This window comes from Roseovarius sp. E0-M6, from assembly GCF_037083845.1.
Lineage (GTDB): Bacteria > Pseudomonadota > Alphaproteobacteria > Rhodobacterales > Rhodobacteraceae > Roseovarius.
On sequence record NZ_JBAPLA010000007.1, the window covers coordinates 101,945 to 124,241 of the forward strand.

20 protein-coding genes and 1 pseudogene are annotated in these 22,297 nt (G+C 61.1%); 17 read left to right on the forward strand and 4 right to left on the reverse strand.

Features of this window, described 5'->3' with window-relative positions:
* Positions 1 to 159: 159 nt before the first annotated feature.
* Positions 160 to 759: a GNAT family N-acetyltransferase gene (locus V8359_RS15825; protein WP_336430035.1), complete on the reverse strand. Its 600-nt coding sequence runs from the start codon at positions 757 to 759 to the stop codon at positions 160 to 162.
* Entirely contained in the window at positions 756 to 2,093 is a 1,338-nt protein-coding gene (locus V8359_RS15830) for a flavin monoamine oxidase family protein (RefSeq protein WP_336430036.1), read from the reverse strand. Before V8359_RS15830 ends, V8359_RS15825 begins: the two co-directional genes overlap by 4 nt.
* A gap of 278 nt (positions 2,094 to 2,371) precedes the next feature.
* Here V8359_RS15830 and V8359_RS15835 point away from each other — a divergent pair, with 278 nt between their 5' ends.
* The 12 genes from V8359_RS15835 to V8359_RS15890 all read left to right on the forward strand — a co-directional run bounded on the left by V8359_RS15835 (position 2,372) and on the right by V8359_RS15890 (position 15,216).
* Entirely contained in the window at positions 2,372 to 3,496 is a 1,125-nt protein-coding gene (locus tag V8359_RS15835; RefSeq protein WP_336430037.1) for an ABC transporter substrate-binding protein, read from the forward strand.
* A gap of 120 nt (positions 3,497 to 3,616) precedes the next feature.
* The gene (locus tag V8359_RS15840) at positions 3,617 to 4,558 is read left to right on the forward strand and encodes an ABC transporter permease (protein ID WP_336430038.1); all 942 of its coding nucleotides are present in this window, start codon (positions 3,617 to 3,619) and stop codon (positions 4,556 to 4,558) included.
* Positions 4,555 to 5,373 carry an ABC transporter permease gene (locus V8359_RS15845; RefSeq protein ID WP_336430039.1) on the forward strand — a complete coding sequence of 273 codons (819 nt, stop codon included), beginning with the start codon at positions 4,555 to 4,557 and terminating at the stop codon, positions 5,371 to 5,373. Before V8359_RS15840 ends, V8359_RS15845 begins: the two co-directional genes overlap by 4 nt.
* A 4-nt stretch (positions 5,374 to 5,377) precedes the next feature.
* Positions 5,378 to 6,481 carry an ABC transporter ATP-binding protein gene (locus V8359_RS15850; protein ID WP_336430040.1) on the forward strand — a complete coding sequence of 368 codons (1,104 nt, stop codon included), beginning with the start codon at positions 5,378 to 5,380 and terminating at the stop codon, positions 6,479 to 6,481.
* A 40-nt stretch (positions 6,482 to 6,521) separates the two neighbouring features.
* Positions 6,522 to 7,214: a TetR/AcrR family transcriptional regulator gene (locus tag V8359_RS15855; protein WP_336430041.1), complete on the forward strand. Its 693-nt coding sequence runs from the start codon at positions 6,522 to 6,524 to the stop codon at positions 7,212 to 7,214.
* Positions 7,211 to 9,259, forward strand: a complete 2,049-nt coding sequence (locus V8359_RS15860; protein WP_336430042.1) for an oxidoreductase — start codon at positions 7,211 to 7,213, stop codon at positions 9,257 to 9,259. Before V8359_RS15855 ends, V8359_RS15860 begins: the two co-directional genes overlap by 4 nt.
* A gap of 13 nt (positions 9,260 to 9,272) precedes the next feature.
* Positions 9,273 to 11,363, forward strand: a complete 2,091-nt coding sequence (locus V8359_RS15865) for an oxidoreductase (RefSeq protein ID WP_336430043.1) — start codon at positions 9,273 to 9,275, stop codon at positions 11,361 to 11,363.
* Positions 11,364 to 11,373: 10 nt separating this feature from the next.
* Complete coding sequence (locus tag V8359_RS15870; protein WP_336430044.1) at positions 11,374 to 11,859, forward strand: hypothetical protein; 486 nt, start codon at positions 11,374 to 11,376, stop codon at positions 11,857 to 11,859.
* Positions 11,856 to 12,047 carry a hypothetical protein gene (locus tag V8359_RS15875; protein WP_336430045.1) on the forward strand — a complete coding sequence of 64 codons (192 nt, stop codon included), beginning with the start codon at positions 11,856 to 11,858 and terminating at the stop codon, positions 12,045 to 12,047. Before V8359_RS15870 ends, V8359_RS15875 begins: the two co-directional genes overlap by 4 nt.
* Positions 12,044 to 13,999, forward strand: coding sequence for an oxidoreductase (locus V8359_RS15880; protein WP_336430046.1), 1,956 nt, complete (start codon positions 12,044 to 12,046; stop codon positions 13,997 to 13,999). Before V8359_RS15875 ends, V8359_RS15880 begins: the two co-directional genes overlap by 4 nt.
* Before the next feature lie 10 nt (positions 14,000 to 14,009).
* Positions 14,010 to 14,351 carry a hypothetical protein gene (locus V8359_RS15885; protein ID WP_336430047.1) on the forward strand — a complete coding sequence of 114 codons (342 nt, stop codon included), beginning with the start codon at positions 14,010 to 14,012 and terminating at the stop codon, positions 14,349 to 14,351.
* Between the two features lie 61 nt (positions 14,352 to 14,412).
* A complete protein-coding gene (locus V8359_RS15890) occupies positions 14,413 to 15,216 on the forward strand; it encodes a DUF4328 domain-containing protein (RefSeq protein WP_336430049.1) in 804 nt (267 codons plus the stop codon).
* 51 nt (positions 15,217 to 15,267) lie between these two features.
* Here V8359_RS15890 and V8359_RS15895 read toward each other — a convergent pair whose 3' ends face one another.
* Both V8359_RS15895 and V8359_RS15900 read right to left on the reverse strand, forming a co-directional pair.
* Positions 15,268 to 16,863 (reverse strand): ABC transporter substrate-binding protein, encoded by a 1,596-nt coding sequence (locus V8359_RS15895; RefSeq protein WP_336430050.1) that lies wholly within the window; start codon positions 16,861 to 16,863, stop codon positions 15,268 to 15,270.
* Between the two features lie 74 nt (positions 16,864 to 16,937).
* Positions 16,938 to 17,792 (reverse strand): HalD/BesD family halogenase, encoded by an 855-nt coding sequence (locus tag V8359_RS15900; protein WP_336430051.1) that lies wholly within the window; start codon positions 17,790 to 17,792, stop codon positions 16,938 to 16,940.
* A gap of 88 nt (positions 17,793 to 17,880) precedes the next feature.
* Here V8359_RS15900 and V8359_RS15905 point away from each other — a divergent pair, with 88 nt between their 5' ends.
* The 5 genes and pseudogenes from V8359_RS15905 to V8359_RS15925 form a co-directional block, all read left to right on the forward strand.
* Entirely contained in the window at positions 17,881 to 18,516 is a 636-nt protein-coding gene (locus V8359_RS15905; protein ID WP_336430052.1) for a TetR/AcrR family transcriptional regulator, read from the forward strand.
* A gap of 287 nt (positions 18,517 to 18,803) precedes the next feature.
* Positions 18,804 to 20,591, forward strand: a complete 1,788-nt coding sequence (locus V8359_RS15910) for a sensor histidine kinase (RefSeq protein ID WP_336430053.1) — start codon at positions 18,804 to 18,806, stop codon at positions 20,589 to 20,591.
* A gap of 106 nt (positions 20,592 to 20,697) precedes the next feature.
* On the forward strand, positions 20,698 to 21,141 hold the full coding sequence (locus tag V8359_RS15915) for a hypothetical protein (RefSeq protein ID WP_336430054.1): 444 nt from the start codon (positions 20,698 to 20,700) through the stop codon (positions 21,139 to 21,141).
* Position 21,142: 1 nt separating this feature from the next.
* Complete coding sequence (locus V8359_RS15920; protein ID WP_336430055.1) at positions 21,143 to 21,403, forward strand: enoyl-CoA hydratase/isomerase family protein; 261 nt, start codon at positions 21,143 to 21,145, stop codon at positions 21,401 to 21,403.
* 319 nt (positions 21,404 to 21,722) lie between these two features.
* A pseudogene (locus V8359_RS15925) lies at positions 21,723 to 21,921 on the forward strand (transposase); the annotation flags it as partial.
* Positions 21,922 to 22,297 lie beyond the last annotated feature (376 nt).

Consider the following 22,297-nt stretch of genomic DNA (forward strand, 5'->3'; position numbering starts at 1 on the left):
GCTTTCTTGAAAAGAAAGCGGATAGAACTCTTTAAAGCGTTTCGCCTTTAACCTGAGACATCAGCGAAAGGCGAAACGCGGGCAACGATTGGATGTAGCACTGCGTTTCGCGAAAATCTGTTATTCAGGTTTTTCGCGAAACGCTTTAGAAGATTTCTATCACGTTGTCCGGTCAAGCCACCCGTCCCGCGTGATGCGGAAGCCCGGCACATCCTCGGCATAGGCCCGGCGGGAGCCTTCGGGATGCAAGCCAGACTTGACAAGAACCCGTTGCGACGCGGTGTTTTCGGGATCGGTGACGGCCACCACCTCGGGCAGACCGGTTTGCGTGAATGCGAAGCGCAGGAGCGCCATACAGATCTCGGTGGCGAACCCCTTGCCCCATGCATCCGGCAGAAGCATGTAGCCCAGTTCGATCTCGTGGTCGGGATAACGGTCCGGCAAGAGAGAGGTCCAGTCGGTGTCTTCCTCTTCGACCGGCAGCGGCGTGAGCACCCCATCCCCGATCATTTCGCCGGTGTCCTTGCGCGCCGCGGCCCACATGCCAAGCCGTCCGCCTGCGCCCCTCCGAGTGATGAGCGGCATGAGCTCCTCCACCGCCTCGGGGGTCATCGGGTCGCATACATAGCGGGTGACACGGGGGTCGGTCAGCGTTTTGATGGCAAGGGGAAGGTCTTCGGACATATAGGGCCGCAGCAAAAGGCGCGGCGTTTCGATCATAAGCGCGTCGCGGGCAAGCGGGGTGACCGGCCGCCTCATCCAAGCACCTTGTCAACCGCGCGGGCCGCCTTGTCGCCGCTTTTGAACGCGCCACTGCACAAGGCGGCATGCGATCCGCCCATCGCTTCGCCCGCAAAGAAGACGCGGTCGGCCACAGGGCGCGCCAACGCGGCGCGCGCGTCGTAATGGCCCGGTCGGGCGGCGGCATAGGCCCCCAGTGTTGCCGGGTTTTGCGCCCAATCGGTCAGGTGCCCGGTGACGAAGGCCTTGCGCGCCTCTGAGCCTGCGACGCGGACAAACTCATCAAGCACAAAGCGCACTGCCGCGTCCTGCCCGGCGCGTGACAGGTCCCATCCGAAGCTGCCGCCGACGAAACCCACCACGTAATCATAGCCGAAAGGCCATGTGATGAAGAAGGATGCGCGCGCAGGCATGTCATCGGGAACGTGGTAGGTGAGCCAATGATTCGGCACGAGACCGAAGCGTGATCCGGGGCGGAACCGCAGGGCCACCTTGGCCAGAAGGCCCATCGGCAGGTTCCCGATGGCCGCTTGCGTGGGATCCGGCAGGTCAGGGGCAAAGCGCAGCCCGCCCGCGTTGAGCACACCGGTTGAAACCGTCACGATGGCGGCCTTGGCGGTGATCTGTCCGGCTGTTGTTTCGGCCCGGACGCCGGGGCCGGAATAATCTACCTTCGTGGCGCGGGTGCCGGTTTTGACCGGAATGTCGCGGTAATGCCGCGCCACGAGCGCGCCCAGCCCCGAGGGCACCATGTAGCTTGGCGTGGCCGGGGCGGATTCCCACCAGTCGCGGGTCGAGAGATCGGTGAAATCGACCCCGAAATCCATTGGTCCGATCCAGCTTTGGGTGGCGCCCGTATCGCGCGCGTCCTTGGGCAGGACCGAGGCGGCCGGGACATCGCGCCCGGCTCGGCCAGCGGTGTTGAGCGCGGTGGTGACGGTCCCGTATCCGCGGTCATAGGCGGCGATCTGGGCGGGTGTGGCGCGGGTGTCGCCCACGAAATAGGCTTCTCCCGCCTCGGAATGATTCAGAAGATCGACCCCTTCGCGCCGGGCCATGCCGACGAAGGGGTTGCTCGGGCCGTCATTGATCCATGAACAGCCGTGATCATAGGGCGCGCCCATGATCGCGGTTTCGGTATAGGCGCGGCCGCCAATCCGGTTCATCGCTTCGATCACCGTAACGGAGCGGCCCGACGCGCGCAGGGCGCGCGCCGCCTGAAGCCCGGCGATCCCCGCGCCGATCACGACGACATCCGGAGAGGCGGGCGTGTCCGCGCTCAGAGCGGGGCGTGCGGACAGGGCCGCGAGCCCGGCGAGAACAAAGCGGCGGTCGGGGAAGGGGGTGGTCATGGTGCTGGCTCCTTCAAGGATTGACTGACACGCGCATTAGGCGAGGTGCCGGAAGCTGGCTCAGCCACTGTGTGGTCTCGGGCCTCCGATGCCCCGCAACCTGCCGGGCGCCACCCCAAAAAGAAGTCTTGACAGTTTGGGTATACAGCGAATTGAATGAATATTCAATTGATGGCGTTACGTGCGCCGTCAATGCACGATCAGGGGGCTGGTGCGGAGATCCGCGTCACGGCCCAGACACCGGGCAAACCCGGCGAGACAACAGGGAGTTATTTAAGATGGATGTTCTGGATCAATTGGGAGCAATGCGCGAAGGCAAGATGAGCCGGCGCGCGTTTACCCGGTCGCTCATGGCGGCGGGCGTCGCGGTGGCGACGGTGCCGATGGGATCACGCGGCGCACGCGCCGCAGAGGGCGATCAGGCGACGTATTTCACCTGGGGCGGGTATGATATCCCCGAATTCTTTGCCGAATACCGCGAGAAGCATGGTGACACCAATCCCGATTTCGCCATCTTCGGGGCGTCCGAAGAGGCCCTGACCAAGATGCGCGGCGGGTTCGTCGTGGACGTGTCGCACCCCTGCAACCAGTCGGTGCCGCGCTGGGCGGCGTCCGGACTGTTTCAGCCTGTCGACATGTCGCGCCTGAGCCATGGCGGCGACGTGATGCCCGAGCTTCTGGCGCTTGAGGGCAATGACGCCGATGGCGGCAACTGGATGGTGCCGTTCGACTGGGGTCAGACCTCGATCACCTATCGCACCGACCTTGTCGAGGTCGAGGGCGAAGAGAGCTGGGACATGCTCTGGGATGAGCGCTACAAGAACAAGCTGGGCAGCCTCGGTGCCGGAGCGGATGCTTGGTGGGTCGGCGCGATCAAGGCGGGGGTCGATTTCGACAACCTCGATTCGCCCGAGGCCTTTGAGAAGATTGCCGCGGTCATGCGCGAGCAACGTCCGCTTATTCGCATGTATACCGACGACACCACCACTCTGGAACAGGCGCTCGCCTCGGGCGAGCTGGTCGCGGCGATGACGTGGAACTCCTCGGCTGTGGCCCTTCAAGGCGAAGGTGTGCCGGTGCGGTTCGCACAGCCCAAGGAAGGCGCGCTGACCTGGGTTTGTGGCCTGATGATCCACAAGGACGCGCCCAATGTCGACAAGGCTTATGACCTGATCGATTCGATGCTGAGCGTCGAGACAGGCAAGTTTCTTGTCGGTGATTACGGTTATGGCCACTCGAACGCCAAGACGTTTGACGAGTTCGATGCCGAGACGCTGACCGGGCTTGGCCTGAGCAAGAATCCCACGGAAATCCTGAGCGCGGGTCACTTCCAAAAGCCACAATCGCAGGAGTGGGAATCGAAGATGAACGCCATGTTCGAACAGATCAAGGCAGGCTTCTGATACCACGCCTGATACGTCCGGGCGGCCCCTTTGCGGGTCGCCCGGATGTGGTCCTTGTATGTGCGGTTGTGGCGTGCGCGCCCGGCCACTGACGCCCTTTACCCAGCAAAAGGCGACTCCATGAGCGATACCCCAGCCAGTTTACCCGACGCCGTCGAGCGACCCGAGCCGAAACCCGCATCGCGCGGCGGCTTTTCGGGCCTGCTTCATCGCAGCGAGGTCGCGCGGGGCTATACCCTTATCAGCCCGACGCTTCTGTTCCTGACGATCGGGATCGTCATTCCGTTCATCATCCTGATCACCATGAGCCTCTGGACCGCGCAGGGCTTTGGCTTTGACACCACGCCCACGACCAAGAATTACGAAGCGGTCTACAACCAGCCGCTTTATGGGGCGCTTTTGGGCCGGTCTTTGTGGATTTCGGGCTTCGCGACCATCGCGACGGTCGTTCTGTCCTATCCGATGGCCTATTATGTCGCCTTCCACGTCCACAGGAACAAGATGATGTGGATCGTGCTGATGACGCTCCCGTTCTGGACAAGCTATCTTCTGCGCGTCTTCGCATGGAAGGTGGTGCTGGGCTATGAGGGGGTGATCAACTCGGCACTGTTGTCGATGGACCTCATCGAGCAGCCGCTGGAGTTTCTGCTCTATAGCCCCAATGCCGTGATCATCACACTGGCGCACGCGTGGGCCGCGTTTGCCATCCTGCCGCTTTATGTTTCGCTGGAAAAAATCGACCGTTCACTGCTTGAGGCGGCGACGGATCTGGGCGACGGGCTAGTGGCGCGGTTCTTTCGCGTGACCTTTCCGCTTTCGCTTCCCGGTGTGATCGCGGCGAGCCTGCTGATCTTTATCCCGACGACGGGCGATTACATCACCCCCGCGCTTCTGGGTGGGCCTGATGGCATGATGATCGGCAATCTCATCCAGCTTCAGTTCGGGCCGGTGAACAACTGGCCGATGGGGGCGACACTCGCCATCATCCTGATGCTGTGCATCGCGGCGATCGCGGCGATATTCATGATAACCACCAAGATCGTGAAGGACCGCATCCTATGAGCAACAAGTCCTACATCAACCGACCGAACCGGCCGCTTCAGATTTACGCGATCCTGTTTCTGGTCTTTCTTTACGCGCCGGTCATGTTCCTGCCGCTCTTCAGCTTCAACGACTCGATCTATGTGCGCTTTCCGCTCAATGAGTTCACGCTCAAATGGTATGGAGAACTTTTCCACCGTGAGCCGGTGTGGAACGCGCTGATGAACAGCGTCAAGGTTGGCGTCGCCACGGCGATCTGTGCCACCGGGCTTGGCGTTTTTGCCGCCAAGGCGATCACGCGCTACCGGATGCCGGGCAAGGCGCCGATGGTCGGGTTTGTCATGCTGCCGCTGGTGGTGCCGGGGATCATCTTTGGCGTGGCGCTCTTGGTTCTGTTGAGCCAGCTTGGCGTGCCGCTCAGCCTCTATACCGTCACCATCGGTCACATGATCATCTGTCTTCCTTTTTCGATCGCGACGCTTCTACCCCGGTTCGAGGGGTTTGACGGGTCCATCGAAGAGGCCTCGGCGGACCTTGGCGAAAATGCGTGGTGGACCTTTTGGCGGGTGACGTTCCCGATGGTGTTCCCCGGCATTCTGGCCAGTCTTCTGCTGACCTTCACCATCTCGTTCGACGAGTTCATCATGGCCTTTTTCCTGACCGGAACCGAGCCGACGCTGCCGATGTATATCTGGGGTCAGCTCCGCTTTCCGCAGGAATTCCCCTCGATCCTCGCGCTGGCGTCGATGATCATCGCGGCCTCGTTCGTGATCGTGTTCCTGGGACAATGGGTCAACCGTGACTCTGCTTTTGCCGCAGCCAAGAAAGGCGATTAATACCATGAGCGAACAAGCCTTCATCTCGATTCAGAACGTCGACAAGTATTTCGGCAAGTTTCAGGCGATCGATGACGTTTCGATAGATATCGGCCATGGCGAGTTCTTCTCGCTGCTGGGGTCGTCGGGCTGTGGCAAGACCACGCTGCTGCGGATGCTGGCGGGGTTCGAGAACCCCACCAACGGCGAAATCTATATTGATGGTCAGCCCATGTCGTCGGTGCCTCCGCACCGGCGCCCGGTCAACATGGTGTTTCAGAGCTATGCGATTTTCCCGCATCTCAACGTGCGCGACAACATTGCCTACGGTCTGCGCAAGCAGAAGCTGAGCAAGGCGAAACGCTATGAGATGGTCGACGAGATGCTCAACCTCATCGCGCTTCCCGAGTATGGTGATCGCAAGGCCAACGAGCTTTCGGGGGGTCAGCGGCAGCGTATCGCGCTGGCGCGGGCGCTTATTCTGAAACCCAAGGTGCTGTTGCTGGACGAGCCGCTTGGCGCGCTCGACAAACAGTTGCGCGAACAGATGCAGCTTGAGCTGCGCGCGCTTCAACGGCAGGTGGGCATCACCTTCGTCTTTGTCACCCATGATCAGGAAGAGGCGCTGACGTTGTCGGACCGGATCGCGGTGATGAGCGAGGGGCGGGTGCTGCAACTCGATACGCCGTCGGGCCTTTATGAGCGGCCCCGCAGCCGGGAGGTGGCATCGTTCATCGGAACGATGAATTTCTTCGAAGCCAAGGTGCGCGAGGCCAAGGGCCCCGATCTTGTTGTCGAGGCCGAGGGGCTTGGCACCGTGCGGGGTAACAGCGGCGAGCGGCATTTCGCGGAGGGAGATACGGTTCAGGTCGCGATCCGCCCCGAGAAATTCCAGTTGAGCGAGGCCAAGCCCAACGGCGGCGACCCCGCCAATGCCGTGCAGGGCAGGGTGGGCAATGCCGCCTATCTGGGAGAACGCAGTCATTTCTTTGTCGAGGTCGCGGGCGGGGGAAAACCCATCGCGGTGTCCGCCCAGAACAAGGGTGTCAAAAGCTCGAGCGATGACACCGCAGAGGATGTCTGGTTGAGCTGGACCGACGACTCGGTCGTTGTGCTGGCCACGGATTAAGGGCAGGTGACGCCCGGATTGAACGAATGAAAGCAGAACGATGGTGGACGCGACACTCAATCAAGGAACGGGGGAAAAACCCGTCGGCCGGACCGCATCGCGCGAGGTGCGGCGCCAGCAACTGATTGATGCGACGATCGAATCAATCAGCAGGCACGGCATCCCCGGCACCACGATGACCACGGTGACGGGCCTTGCGGGCCTGTCGCTCGGGCTTGTGAACTTTCATTTCAAGACCAAGAAATCTCTCTTCGAGGAAACCCTCCGCTATCTCGCGCTGGAATACCGCGAGCATTGGCAGGGCCGTGTGGCAAAGGCCGGAAACAGGGCCGCTGACCGTCTACGTGCCATGGTCGAGGCGCATTTCGAACCGATCGTGTGCAACCGGCGCAAGCTGACCGTCTGGTTCGCCTTTTACGGTGAGGCCGCGTATCGCGGTGCCTACCGTGAGATCATGTGCGAGATGGACCCGGAGCGGTGGAACATCGTGACCGCCATGTGTGCCTCGATCATCGAAGAAGGTGGATACGAAGGTATCAGCCCCGAAAATGTCGCCGACACGCTTGAGGGGCTTTATGACGGGTTCTGTCTCAACATCCTGATGTATCCAGACGAATACCCGCCCGAAACCGCGAAGGCGCGGGTTCTGGGCTATCTTGCCGGTGTGTTCCCACAGCATTTCACTGATGTGGCGCCGGCCTGTTCAACCCCCTGTAGGCAAGGCAGTTCATGACCCGAGATTCCCGTTATGACATCCTGTTCGAGCCGGTTCGAATAGGACCGGTCACCGCGCGCAACCGGTTCTATCAGGTGCCGCATTGCAACGGCATGGGCCGGCAGCACCCGACATCATGGGCCGAGATGCGCCGGGTCAAGGCCGAGGGCGGCTGGGCGGTAATCTGCACCGAGGAGGTGGATTTCGACGTGTCGGGCGAAAGCACGCCTTACAACGAAGGCCGCCTGTGGGATGAGCGTGACATACCCTATCACGCGCGGATGACCGAGAAAGTACACGACTACGGAAGTCTTGCGGGGATCGAGCTTGCCCATCCCGGTGGTGCGACTTCGAACCTTTATAGCCGGGAAGTGCCGTGGGGTCCCTCGGCGCGGCCTGTCGATTATCATCACCCGGTTCAGGTGCGCGCGATGGACAAGTCCGATATTCGCGCCATGCGCCGGATGCATGTGGACGCCGCGTTGCGCGCGCGCGACGCGGGATATGATGTGATCTATGTCTACGCGGGCCACCAGCTTACCACGCTCATGCATTTCCTGTCGCGCGAGCGCAATCACCGTACGGATGAGTATGGCGGGAGCCTTGAAAACCGTGTGCGCCTGCTGCGCGAGGTGTTGATCGACACCAAGGAGGCGGTTGGCGACACCTGCGGCATCGCAATGCGCTTTGCCGTGGACGAACTGAGCGGACCTGCGGGGATCGAAGCCGAGAGCGAAGGCCGCGACGTGGTCGAGATGCTGGCGGACCTGCCGGACCTTTGGGATGTGAACGTCTCGTCATGGGAGCATGACAGCCAGACCTCGCGCTTTGCCGATGAGGGCTTTCAGGACAGCTATACCCGCTTCGTCAAGCAGGTGACGTCGAAACCCGTGGTGGGCGTGGGGCGCTATACGTCACCAGACAAGATGGTCTCACTGATCAAGTCGGAACACATGGATTTCATCGGGGCGGCGCGCCCGTCGATCGCGGACCCGTTCCTGCCCAACAAGATCGAGGAAGGCCGGATCGAAGACATCCGCGAATGTATCGGCTGCAACATCTGCGTGTCGGGCGACATCATGGCGATGCCCATGCGCTGCACGCAGAACCCGACGATGGGCGAGGAATGGCGCCGCGGCTGGCATCCCGAACGCATCGGCAAGGCCCATGCAAGCGAAAGCGTTCTTATCGTCGGCGCGGGCCCTGCCGGACTTGAGGCTGCGCGCGCGCTCGGGCAGCGCGGTTATGAGGTGACATTGGCCGAACGTGGCGGCGCGGTGGGTGGCAGGCTCCTGCGTGAACGCTCGCTGCCGGGGCTGAACGCGTGGTTCCGGGTGGTGGATTACCGCGACTACCAGATCAGCCAGATGCCGAACGTGAACCTTTATCTTGAAAGCGACGTGGACGCGGAGATGATCGAAGAGCTGGCGCCAGATCACGTCGCGATCGCCACCGGGGCGCATTGGGTGGCCACCGGCGAGGGCCGTAGCCATGCCAAACCCATTTCAGCCGACCCGGCCATGCAGGTGCTGACGCCCGATGACATCATGGCCGGAACCGAGCCGCGCGGGCCGGTCGTGATCTTTGACGACGAACACTATTATATGGGCGGTATCCTTGCCGAGAGACTGCGTGAGGGCGGTGCCGAGGTCACGCTTGTCACACCTGCGGCCATCGTGTCGGAGTGGACTGAAAATACGCTTGAGCAGGACCGCATTCAGACCCGGTTGATGGAAATGGGTGTGAAGATCGTCGCCCTGCATACGGTCGACGAGATTCATGACGGGGGTGTCACGCTTAGCTGTGTCTATACCGGGACGGAAACGCGCGTGTCCTGCGAGAGCGTCGTTCTGGTCACGATGCGCCGCCCCGACGAGGCGCTATGGTCGGCGCTCTCTGAGCGCGGCACGTTCTCGGCCACCCGGATCGGTGACGCGCTTTCGCCCGGCACAATCGCCGCCGCTGTCTGGTCGGGCCACCGTTATGCCCGTGAGCTTGGAGAGGGGCCCGCCGAGGGGGTGCCGTTCCTGCGTGAAATCCCGGCGCTTGCCGCCGATTATTGATCCGAGGCCCCACATGACGCGCGACCCCCGCTATGACATCCTGTTCGAGCCGATGAAGATCGGCCCCGTGACGGCGAAAAACCGGTTCTATCAGGTGCCGCATTGCACCGGCATGGGGTATCTGCGGCCCCGCACCCTTGCCGCGATGCGCGGTGTGAAGGCCGAAGGCGGCTGGGGCGTGGTCTCGACCGAATATACCTCGATCCATCCGACCTCGGATGACCTGCCGCATCCATCGGCCTCGCTCTGGAATGACAGCGATATCCGGGCCCATGCCCTGATGACGGAAAAGGTGCATGAGCATGGCGCGCTTGCCGCCGCCGAGCTTTGGTATGGCGGCGCGCGGTCGGCCAATATCCTCACGCGGGAAGTGTCGATGGATGTGGCTGACATGCCCAATCTTGCGGGGCATCCGTTTCAGATACGCGCGATGGACAAGAGTGACATCCGCGCCCTGCGCCACTGGCATCGCAAGGCCGCGCTTCGGGCACGCGACGCCGGCTTCGACATTGTCTATGTCTATGCTACCCATACCTATCTTCTGGCGAATTTCCTGCATCCGCGCGTCAATCAGCGCAGCGATGAATATGGCGGAAGCCTTGAGAACCGCACGCGGCTTGTCCGTGAACTGATCGAAGAGACCAAGGACGCCGTGGGCGACCGCTGTGCCGTCGCCGTGCGCTTTGCCGCCGATGAGGAGATCGGCGAGGATGGTGTGCCGATCCATGGCGAACGTCGCGACATGCTGGCGATGATGGCCGAACTGCCTGATCTTTGGGATATCAACATCGCCGATTATGGCGTCGAGATGGGTGTTTCACGCTTTGTTCAGGAAGGGGCGCTCGAACCCTATATGGATTTCGTGAAATCGGTAACGACCAAGCCGGTTGTCACGGTGGGTCGCTTTACCTCGCCCGATACGATGGCGGGGCAGGTCAGGCGTGGCATCACCGATTTCATCGGCGCGGCGCGCCCGTCGATCGCCGATCCCTTTCTGCCGAACAAGATCGAGGAAGGGCGCCTTGAGGATATCCGCGAATGTATCGGCTGCAATATCTGTTATTCGGGTGACAGTATCGGCACGCCGATCCGCTGCACCCAGAACCCGGCCATGGGCGAGGAATGGCGCAAAGGCTGGCACCCCGAAACGATCACCCCCAAAACGAGCGACAGCAGCGTGCTGATCGTGGGCGCGGGGCCTGCCGGGCTTGAGGCGGCGCGTGCGCTGGGGCAGCGCGGGTATCACGTGATGCTGGCCGAGGCGACCGACACCCTTGGCGGGCGTGTCACGCGCGAGGCGGCATTGCCCGGCTTCTCGGAATATGCCCGCGTCCGCGACTGGCGCGAGGGGCAGATGCGCGAAATGGTCAATGTCGAGATATTCCGCGCCAGCCGGATGGGCGCAGCCGAAGTGCTCGAGGTGGGGGCCGATCACGTGGCTATCGCAACGGGCGCGCGCTGGCTCAGCGATCGGTTCGATGGTGAGATCCGGGTGCCGGTGGCCCAAGGCGCGGCGGCCGAGCGTCTTTTTACCCCCGATGACATCCTTGCAGGGCGCATGCCCGAGGGCCGCGTGATCGTTTACGATGAGGACGGGTATTACATGGGCGGCGCGTTGGCCGAGGTGATCCGCGCGCGCGGTAATGAGGTCACGCTTGTCACCCCGTCCGACGTGGTGTCGGAATGGGCGGGCAAGACCACGGAACGCTGGCGTGTGCGCACGCGGCTTATGAGTATGGGGGTTGGGATCGAGGTGGCGCATGCGCTGAGCGGTTTCGACGGGGCGGAGGCGCGGCTTGCCTGTCAGTATTCCGGCGCGGCCAAGGTGCAGCCCGCCGACAGCGTCGTGATGGTGACACAGCGCGCGCCCGAAAATGCCCTTTATCGCGATCTTCTGGACCATGCCGGCGGGGACGTATCGGCGCTGCCTTTCACCCTCAGGCGGATCGGGGATTGTGAGGCACCGGCGATCATCGCCGCCGCCGTTTATGCCGGACACCGCTATGCCCAAGAGCTTGAAACCACACCGGACCTTGACGAGCCTTTGAAACATGATCGTATCGACGTGGGCCAGACGCCCGAGGGTGCGCATCTGATGACCTGAGGAGACCGCGATGACCGAAGACCCGAAGCCCAGCCGCGACTATCTGGATACACTTCAGCTTTACTACGAAGAAGAAATCGAGGGCGAGGCGTTCTTTGCCGCCATTGCCGAGCGGCTTGAAGACAAAGCGGAGCGTGAGAAGATGCAGCTTATGGCGGATGTGGAAACCCGCGCCGCCGCCGCTGTTGCGCCGCTTTTGCAAAAGCATGGCCTGACCCCGCGCGACAGGGACGAGCTTCATGCCAACGGGCGCAAACAGGCTGGCGCACTCAAACCCGACTACGCGGCCCTTATCGCCGAATGGCAGCGGGATTTTCCGGAGTTCATGGACGATTTCGAAGGTCTCGAAGCGATGGCACCCGCCGAGGATTTGCCCGCGCTGAAGGTGCTGACTGCACATGAGGTGGCGGCCATCCGGTTTCTGGATGACGAGGTGGCGGGCAAGGCGGACAGCGCGGCACCGCTCAGGACGTATCTGGAGACAGGCACGGCATGATCCGGATCGCGGCCATCACGGGCGCGGTGGTTGCCGCGTTGGCGGGCGGTGGGGCCTATCTTCACTTGTCCGACAGCCCCGAGGCCGCCGCGCCGACAGACCTGCCCGCCGCCGGGTGCAGCAGTTGCGACGCGCGCAAGCAGGGGTTGGCCGAGAAGCGTGCCCAAAGGGACGCCGACGGGCAATGACCGCGCTTGACCATCTATTTGCGCCGCTGACGATCCGGGATCACACCATACGCAACCGTATATTTTCGACCGGGCATATGACGGTCATGCTCAGCGATGGTGTGCCGACCGAGCGGATGGTGGCCTATCATGCGGCCCGCGCCGCCGGGGGGGTCGGGCTGATCATCCTTGAGGCGGCGCGCGCGCATCCCTCGGGCGACTCGGGCCGCCCGGCGATCCGCGCCTATGACGACGCGTGCATTCCGGGCTATGCCCGCCTTGCCAAGGCGGTGCAGGAGCATGGCTGCAAGCTTTTTGGACAGCTCACGCATCCGGGCCGGGAAATGGGCCTTGCCGCCGATGGCACGCATGCGGTGGCCTATGCGCCCTCGGCCATACCGAATGAGCGGTTTCACACCATGCCGCGCGAAATGACCCCCGACATGATCGCCGATATCGTCGCGGGGTTTGGCGCGGCGGCGGGGCGGATGCGACAGGCCGGTCTTGACGGGGTCGAGGTGGTGGCCTCGCACGGCTATCTTCTCAGCCAGTTTTTGAACCCGCGCATCAACCGGCGCGCGGATCGCTATGGCGGCAGCGCCGAAAACCGGATGCGCTTTGTGCGTGAGGTCATTGCCGCGGTGCGCGCGGGCGCGGGCGAGGAGATGATCGTCGGGATGCGTCTTTCAGGTGAGGACAATGACCACCATGGCCTTGAGCAGCCCGAGATGGCCGAGATCGCTGTGGCATTGGCCGAGGACGGGCAGCTTGATTACCTCAATGTCGCGGCGGGCACGTCGGCGGGGCTTGCCGGGTCTACTCATATCGTGCCGCCCATGGCCTATGACGTGGCCTATACCGCGCCGCTGGCTGCGGCGATTCGGGCGCGTGTCGCGCTACCGGTCTTTGTCGCGGGGCGCATAAATCAGCCGCAGGATGCCGAAACCGTGCTTTCATCCGGGCAGGCCGACATGTGCGGGATGACCCGTGCGCTTATTTCCGACCCCGAGATGCCCGAGAAGGCGCGCGCCGGGCGGATTGACGATATCCGCGCCTGTATCGCCTGCAATCAGGCCTGCATCGGTCACATGCTGAACGGGACGCCGATTTCATGTATTCAGCGGCCCGAAACCGGGCGCGAGCTTGACTATGGCACGCTTCTTCCCGCCGCCACGCCGCGGCGGGTTCTGGTCGCCGGGGGCGGCCCTGCCGGTATGAAGGCCGCGATCACCGCCGCCAAACGGGGTCACGCGGTGACGCTTTGCGATGCTTCGGCGCGATTGGGCGGACAGGTGAACCTCGCGCAGCTTTTGCCGGGCCGGGCCGAGTTCGGCGGTCTCACCACGAACCTGTCGCATGAACTCGGCATGGCGGGCGTGACCTTGTGCCTCAACACGCCCGTTACCCGCCAGATGATCGAGGCCGAGGCCCCCGATGCCGTTGTGATCGCCACCGGCGCGCGCCCTTATGCACCCGCCATTGATGGCGCGGAGGAGGCGCATGTGCTTGACGCGTGGCAGGTTCTTGAGGGGGCGAATACCGGTGCGCGCGTCGTGATTGCTGATTGGCGCTGTGACTGGGTGGGACTTGGCCTTGCCGAGAAGCTGGCGCGGGATGGATGCCATGTGCGCCTTGCGGTGAACGGGCCAATGGCGGGGCAGGCGATCCCGCAATATGTGCGGGACAAATGGCTGGGTGATCTGCATCGGCTTGGCGTTGAGATCATGCCGCATCTGCGCCTGTTCGGTGCAGATGACGAGAGCGCGTGGTTTCAGCACACTCTGAGCGGGGAGCCAGTCGAGATGGAGGGCACCGACACGCTTGTCACCGCGTTGGGCCATGCGCCCGAGACGACGCTTGCGCGCGCGTTGACGGGGTGGGGCGGAGAAACGCACGAGATTGGCGATTGCCTGAGCCCGCGCACCGCCGAGGAGGCGGTGCTTGAGGGGTTGCGCATCGGGGCTGTGATATGAGGTTATGGCAATGATCCACATGCTCTCCGCATTCGACCTCGGGGACGATGAGGCGATGAGCGATTTTCAGGTGGCCTATGCCGCCTTCGTGGCCGACCTTGAAAAGGCGGGCCTCATCGCCTCTGCCTCACCTCTGGGGGCCCGCCACGCGGACACCCCGATGGACACCGACGACAGCCGGGATCATACCCTGTTTTCGATCCTCAGTTTCCGCGACCGGCCCCAGCTCGATGCCGCCTATGCCCATATCGAGGCGCGCGCACACCCCGGCACGGCCAGTCATGGCGATATGTATGCCCGCGTCCGCAAAGCGGTTTTCACCTGCTGGGAAGATATTTCGCAAGCGGGTTGATCGGATCGCGGGGGCGCGGCATGATCATGTCGGGACGGGTCATGACAGGGGCGAACGGGACATGTCAAAAGCGATAGAGATCGCCGCTGAGCGATTTGCACGCGGAGAAATCACCCGCGAAGAGTTTGAAGATATCCGCGACGCGTTGGGTGAGTCGGAGGCCGCCGCCCCGGCCCCCGCGCCATCGCCGGATTTGCAGGTCAACGTCGCGGCCACCGGAACGCAGGCCGCAGCGCCCATCGCCCCGGCCGCGATGCCCGCCCCACAGGCGGTGGATGTAACCGGTATCTCCAAGGCACTGGCGATCTCGCTGCATGTCTCTGCCGTTGTCTCGGTGATCTGTGCGGTGCTGATCGCGGTTCAGGGCTCGCCCGAGGCGCGATTGGCCATGGTGCTCGCGTTTGAGACACAGCCGGGTCTTATCGCGATTACCGTGTTGCCATCGCTTGTCGCGACGGTGCTGTATCTTGTCTGGAAGAAGAAAAGCACCGACACGCTTGTCGCGCTGCGGGGTCCGCAATCGGTGACACCGGCGGGGTCGGTCTATTGGTATTTCGTGCCGGTCGCGTTTTTCTGGAAGCCCTACGAGGCGATGCGGAATCTCGTGCTGGGCTTCGGGATCAAGCAGGACAAGCATTGGCTCATGCCGCTCTGGTGGGGCATTTTCTGGGGCACTGTCGGCTTTGCCATTGTGATTGGCATGATCTTTGTCGACGGTGTCAACACCTCGTCGCAGGCGCGCGCCTATGTCGTCTTCTCAATGATGCTCTATCTTGCCGAATCGGTGTCACTCTTTGTCACTTGGATGATCACCGACGCCGTCACCACTGCCGAACGCCGGACCCTGCGCGAGGCCGACTTGTGATGGCGGTGAAAGAGAAGGCGCGCCCATCGGTCGGAGCGCGCCCCGCAGGCTTCAGGCGTTCTTGAACCACCATCTTTCCAGGAACAAGCGGCCATCCACTTCGTAATTGTTCGAGATCTGGCCAAACCCGACCTTGTCCGTGACCGCGAACACGTCATTGGCGAAGAAAGGCACGATGGCGCCGCCGTCGTCACGGACCAGTCGTTGCATATCGGCGTACATTTCACCGCGCACATTCGGGTCAAGTTCGGACCGGGCCCGCACAAGCAAATCGTTGAACTGCTGATGATCCCAGAAGGTATCGTTCCATGACGCCCCTGCGGCATAAGCTTGGGTAAAGATGCTGTCGGGCGTTGCATAGCCGGGCCAGTAGCAGGCGCACCACGGCTTTTTCATCCAGACTTCGGACCAATACCCGTCATCGACCTCGCGATTGACCTCGATGTTGATCCCCGCTTTGGCGGCGTGCTCCTTGTAGAGGACGGCGGCATCCACCGCGCCGGTAAAGGCGGCGTCCGCGGCACTGAGCGACAGATCCACGCTATCAAGCCCCGCCTGCCTGAGATGCCACCGGGCCTTGTCGGGGTCATAGGCGCGCTGTTCAAGTTCGGCGTTGTGGAACGGGTAGGCCGCACTGATCGGGTGATCGTTGCCGATCTGTCCGTGACCGAACAGGATGGTTTCAAGCAAGGCTTCACGATCGAGGCCAAGTTTCACGGCCATGCGGATGTGATGATCATCAAACGGCGCGGTGTTGGTGTGCATCGGGAAGGTGTAATGCGTCTTGCCCTCCACCTCGCTGACGGTGATGCCAGCGGTCTGACGCAAGAGATCGATGGTTTTGAGTTCGACACGGTCCATACCGTCGATTTCACCGGTCCTGAGCGCGTTTGTCCGCGCCGTGACATCGGGGATCGACACAAGTTCGGCGCTGTCGAAATGGCCACGGTCCTCGTGCCAGTAGTTCGGGTTCTTCTCGAAGGCGGCCCGCACCCCCGGTTCGAAATTCACCAACCGGTAAGCGCCCACGCCCACACCGTTTTCGAAGGCCAGACTGCCATCGTCCCGCGCGGCATATATGGGGAAGTTGAAGCTGCTCAGCTTGAAGGGGAAATCCGCGTCGCCACCGGCCAGTTCCACAACCACGCGGTCCGGCCCGTCCTGTCTGACCTCGAGAACCGGGTCCATCATCGTCTTGGCCGAAGACGATGAATTTTCGCCCCGATGGTGATTGATCGAAGCGATCACGTCTTCGGCGGTCAGCGACTTGCCGTCGTGAAATTCGACACCGGACCTTAGCTTGAAACTCCAGACCCGGGCATCAGGGCTCGAATCCCATTCGGTGGCGAGCTTGGGCACAAGCGCGCCATTGGTGTCGACCTCGGTCAGGGTGTTGGTCACGGCATAATGGGTCGATGACAAAAGACCGTTGAGAACCTTGCCGGGGTCCAGCACATCGGTGGAACTGCCGTGGCCCATGCCGAACCGCATGTGACCGCCCTTGACGGGGGCTGAGGCCTGCGCTGTGCGCGCGAGGCCCGCTGCCGCCGAAAGGGCCACGCCGGTGGCCATGGAGTGCTGAATGAATTTTCTGCGTGTGACATCGCCCTGTCTCGGGGCGCGGACATGTCTTGGATCATTGGTCATCTTGTCCTCCTTGTGGGTGTTCGCCAACGCTTCTGACGGGTTGGCTGATTTTTGAGTGGTGGGTATGCCGGGGCTTATCCGACCGCTTCTTCGCGGCCATAGATGGTGGCGTTGACTTCCGGGTCACCGACAACGCCCGGGGCCGTCTCGTAGACGAAAACACCCATGATACGCATCGTGTCGCCCTCGACCGGGGATACCCTGTGCAATGAGTTGCACCCCCGGAAGACGCAGAGCGCCCCGGCCTCACGGGCGACCGACACGGTGTCGTCCGGGCGTTCGCCCCGCAAAACCGCCGCGACATAGTCGTAGTTCTGATCGTCGTCGCTTCGGGTGTTGGGCACCATTTCGAAATCACCGCCGCTTTCGGACGCCTGTAGCATGAGGGTCATGGTAAAGGCGTTGACGGAGTCGAAATGCCATGCGGACCTATCGCCGGTCTTGTAGCAGACAAGGTTCACAGGTTGGCTGGGGTCCGCGTTGTCATAGAGTGTTTCGCTGCCGACGATCTCGGCAATGAATTCGCGAACCGGTGCCCAGTGATAAAGTGTCTTCACGGGGCTGTCTTCGTTGAACCGGTCATAGGCCAGCATCCGCATGCTCGCGCTCAGGAACATGTTGATCGGATGGCTTTCAGACAGCGACGGATCGCCCTTTCGCTGTAGATAGCAATTGCGCTCTGAACAATTGTGATGCGCGCGGGGAAGCGCGCCCTCGGCATCGGCCACGGCGCGCAGGCGCGCCTCGGGGCGAATGAAGTCAGGGAGCGAGACATACTGATTTTGGTCGAGCTCCTGCTTGAGACGCGCGACAAGGGCGGCGCGACGGGGGTCGTCACGGTCGGCAATCGGATAGGCATCCAAGTTCACAACATCTTCGGGGCGCATTTCCAGTATCCTTTTCTTGGCGGTGTTGATCTTATCAAGCATTCATAAATTTGTTGGACGATCAACAAAAAATTTACGTCCGCCAATAACGCCCCTATGATGGCACGTGCAGATTCTTCAGGAGCCCGGAATGTCCGATACCTCGCCCACACTGGGTAAAACACGCCCGCGCACCCATGCGGAAATCAACGAATACAGGCGCAAATCCTTTGTGGAAGGGGCGATCAGATCTCTGGCGGAGCATGGCGTCTCGGGGACGACTGTCGCATCCATATGCAAGCAGGCCGGCAGTTCGCGTGGCCTTCTGGGACATTATTTCAGCACCAAGGATGAGGTGATGGTCGCGGCGCTCCAACACCTGTTCAGCCAGATTTCGGGCTCGATCAAGACCTCACTTGACCGTCAGGACGCCACCGCGACACAGAAGCTGCTGACGCTGCCGGACTTCCTATTCGCGCCGGCGATCTTCACCGATCTGAACCGCACCGCGTTTCTTGCGCTGTGGCATGAGACCCGGTTCAACCCGCATGTGCGCAAGGCCAATCGTCAGCTTTACCGCGACTATATCAATCGTGTGGAACGCATGGTCGACGCCGCCGCCAAAGAGACCGGCATATCGGTCGATGCGCGGCGTATCACCCTGAGCTTTGTCGCCATATCGGACGGTCTGTGGCTGGGTCTGTCGATCCATGACGACGTGATCACCGGAGAGCAAGCCATCGAAATCTGCCGCGATCTTCTGCTCCGGGAACTGCGGATGACGTAACGGACAGCCCCGCGTCGTGCCGGGTTTGCCAGAGGCTCCAACGCTTGAGAAGGATGGAGCATCATCAGCAAGATGTCGCCGCATTTTGCACAGGCGGAGCCCGGCTGTCGCAAAAGATGTGTGCGAGGTTTGATCCAAACATCAAACCCGGATATTCACCATGAGGCGATCATGCGACCGAGCAATTTCACATCAGTAGATCAACAAAACCCAACTGCGGTCAAACTTTGAACACGTCCGCATGTTCTGATGCAATGAAAGATCGGTAGAATTTGGGAACGAACTCGATGACATGCTTTGCGGGAGCACTGGCGGATCCTGTTTTCTTTGTCGCAACAGGCATCATTGCGCTGGCTGCCTTTACCATGCTTTGGATGCTGATAACCCAAAAGTTCAATGGCAAGGTATTTTACGCGCTCACGTTCATCGGGATAATCTGGATGCTGTTGAGCGTCGGTTTCGAGGCAGCCTCGAGCAGCTTCTCCTGTCAGCTTCAATGGGCGATCATGGCCTGGCTGGGCAATGCTCTGGTTCCGCTCGCCTGGTGTTACTTCGTGGTCTCCTATGTGGATAATGCGTCGTGGGTCCATACGCGCATTGCCCGCGCCACACTGATCGCGTTGCCCGTTGGTATTTTCGCGTTGGCCGCGACGAACCAATGGCACAACCTTGTCTATACCGAAGCCACGGTCATTCAGGCCGGTAGTGACCACATAAATTACGTTCACGGGCCGGGCTTCTACGCGATCGTCGCAATTCTTTACTCTTTCGTGCTCGTAACGCTCGTGCGCCTTGCCAAAGCATTCGCTCGCGCCAAGCGGGCCGCGTGGCCATTGGTGACCATGCTTGCCGTGATCACCGTGACACCTCTTGCAGCGAATGCAGCCTATGTGGGCCTTGGTTTTACCGTCTTCGGACTCGATCCCACGGCCTTCATGTTCACGCTTGGTGTTCTCGCGTTCTCTTGGTTGCTCGTTACAAACAAGACGATGGATATGGCCTCTATTGGTCAGTCCGTCCTATTTAACACCATGAGCGAACCTGTTGTTCTGATCGATAAGCAGCGCGACATCGTGCTTATGAACACGGCGGCAAAATCCAGAAATCTGGATAACGGCGCCGGCCATGTGTTGCACGACCTGTTTGCGAATGTCGAACACTTGACCACGTCCGACAGCGTCGCTCAGCTGCGCATAGGGCAGCGCGATTACGAACCTCGGATCCAGAAGATTGAAAGCCCGCTCAACCCATCAGAGGCGGTGCTTGGCTGGAGCATTACCTTCGTGGACATCACGGACAGAATCGCCATCCATACGTCTTTGGAGGACGCACTCGAAAAGGCAAATCACGCCAATCGCGCGAAAGACGAATTCGTTTCGGTCGTCAGTCATGAAATGCGAACGCCCCTCACATCGCTGAGAGGTGGCTTGGAACTCGCGCTCAGTGGCCGTCTTGGAGAATTGAGTGGCCCTGTACAGTCGCTGCTCGAAATTGCACACCGAAACGGCGTCCGTCTGTCACGAATGATCGACCATATTTTGCTGGCGCAAAAGATGGACATCGGCGCATTGTCTTTGGAATGCGAGGCTGTCGATCTTGACCGCCTCCTTGATGAGAGCCTTCAAGAGAACAAGCTCTTTGCGGCCGAACGGGGCATACACCTTGTCAAGGCGCAGACCGAACAGCCCGCATTCGTTTCAGGCGATGCCTTCGCGATCCGTCAGATCATCGACAACCTGCTGTCCAATGCCATCAAGTTTTCCAGAAAAGACGGCGTCGTCGAGGGTGCGATACACGTCACGGGCCGCAACGTAAGGTTGTCGATCAAAGACACAGGTCAAGGGATCCCCGAAGGCATGGAAAAGCAAGTCTTCGGTCGTTTTGAACAAGTGGCAAATAGCGAACAAGGCTCCACACAAGGATCTGGGCTCGGTCTGCATATCTCCAAGCAATTGGCACAGCAGATGAGGGGCGACATCTATTATGAAAGTCAAATAGGCACAGGCACCACGTTCAACGTCGAGTTCGCGCTTTTGGAGCAAAACGCCGACGACACCGAACGGCTGGCGGGGTGAGCTCATCATAACGATCTCGTCAGAGCAGAGGTTTATCGCCCGATAGAAGCCGGTTCTAGGCGCGCCCACTCACTCAACAGAAAGATAGCCAGTTCACGCCCTTTCCTTGGGCAAAGCGGCCGCTTCGATCTTTCTGGCTGCCATGGTCGACTTTCAACTGGCGCAAGAGTCACCAAGGTGCCTTCACTATCAGGTCCTTGCCACCGGTATCCTATCGGTCTGCGTCATCGGATCGCTCGCGTATGGCGATACAGATGCCGCCACGCTCATGCTAGTCTTCGCCTGCGTCGGCCTGGTGCTCGAGGCGGGGAAGTACCCGCTGGCCCCGGTCATCCTCGGACTCGTACTTGCACCGATCATCGAGGTCTCGCTGCGTCGCGCACTTATTATGGAAGGTTTTGACCTCCTTGCCGTCGTCACGCAGCCTCTGGCGGCGATGATCCTGTTGATTGCGCTTATCTTCCTGGTGGGTCCGTGGGCGGCGCGCGCCGTTGCGGCGGCTCGTCATGGGCGATCCACGCCTAAATCCACACCGACTGACGGAGACTAGAATGGAAGGCAGAATTACCCTCGAGCGAGATGGTCACGTGGCAACTGTCACAATAGACCGACCGACAAAGTTGAATGCGCTGACCCTCGGCATGTACGAGGCGCTCGGCGAGGTGATGCAGCAGGTGTCGCAGGCGCGTGCCTATGTGGCCATTTCGATGATGCTTTACCTTGCCGGGTCGGTGTCATTCTTTGTCACATGGATGATCACCAACGGCGTCACCACCGCCGAACGCCGGACCCTGCGCGAGGCTGATTTGTGATGGATGTGCTGGGCGAGGCGCGCCCATGGGTCGGAGCACGCACCACAAGCTTCTGGCGTTCTTGAACCACTATCTTTCCAGGAACAAGCGGCCATCCACTTCGCAATTGTTCGAGATATGGCCAAACCCGACCTTGTCCGTGACAGCGAACACGTCATTGGCTTGAGACAGAAGAGCAGCCGATAACAGGGGGTGCGAGCGTTCCATTAACAATCGACTCACGATTGCTTTCAACCCAAGTTTGTAACGTGTTTCAGCAACCGGCAAAGCCTAGGATGAGGGGCCCACTGAATTTGATGCTACTTGCTGGGTCATCGCTCTGAGAAAACGGAGAAGCGGCAGGTCTGATCTCTTCTGGCCGACCGACGCGCAGGTGACGCGGCTGGAGCCTTTTCCCCGGATTCCCACGGCACGCCCCGAACCGATGATCGGCGTGTTCTGAATGGCATTATCTTTTTAAATCGCGATGGCTGCGGTGGTGGAACGCATCTGCCGAATACGGTCGGCCAAAGACGTTGAGCTTTGACGCGGCGACCCGGACCTCTGTATCGGCTCGGACGATTCGGTCGCAATCTGTGAGCAGCACCTTGAGGCGTGTCCCAGCCCCATGACCTTCCGGTGCCAGAGGCGCCTTCGCAACGTCCCGATCTGATTGCAGGACGTCGCTGCTATCACAAACCTACGCCACATAAGGAGGCCACGCCCAGGCAACCGTTAAAGGCGTTCCGAGCGATTGAGGCTTCTGTTGACAGCCTGTCAATGCGGGGCCGTCACCCTGTGTGGCGCGACGAAACACGGGGTGACGCGATCGGGTTGCACCACTAGCGCAAACCTGTTTCGTTCCCCTCATCACTTACCTCTTACGCCTTTTGAATGCGACAGCCGCCTGGCTGC